Origin of the sequence: Winogradskyella ouciana (assembly GCF_009709615.1) — a bacterium.
Classification (GTDB): domain Bacteria; phylum Bacteroidota; class Bacteroidia; order Flavobacteriales; family Flavobacteriaceae; genus Winogradskyella; species Winogradskyella ouciana.
In genome coordinates this window covers 1-263 of sequence record NZ_WJYA01000154.1, presented here as the reverse complement: position 1 = coordinate 263, position 263 = coordinate 1, and the positions used below count along the sequence as shown (strand labels likewise).

The 263-nt window shown below is 54.0% G+C and carries 1 pseudogene; it reads left to right on the top strand.

What is annotated here, in order from left to right:
- A pseudogene (locus tag F1003_RS18865) lies at window positions 1–263 on the top strand (hypothetical protein); the annotation flags it as partial.

The window sequence follows — 263 nt, the reverse complement described above, 5'->3', positions numbered from 1 at the left end:
TCGGGCCGAATAAGGCGCTCGCGAAAATGGCTTGCGACCATTTTGCCAAAAAAAACGCATCCGGCATCCACAGATTGGATATGTCAAATATCAGGCAGGATCTGTGGCCGCTGCCGGTCGGAAAATTATTCGGCATCGGAAAACGGATGGAGCATCATTTAAGACGGATGGGCATCAGCACAATCGGCGGGCTTGCCGGGCACCCAGCCGAACTGCTGAAAAAACGCTGGGGCATTAACGGCGAATTGCTTCAGCGGACAGCC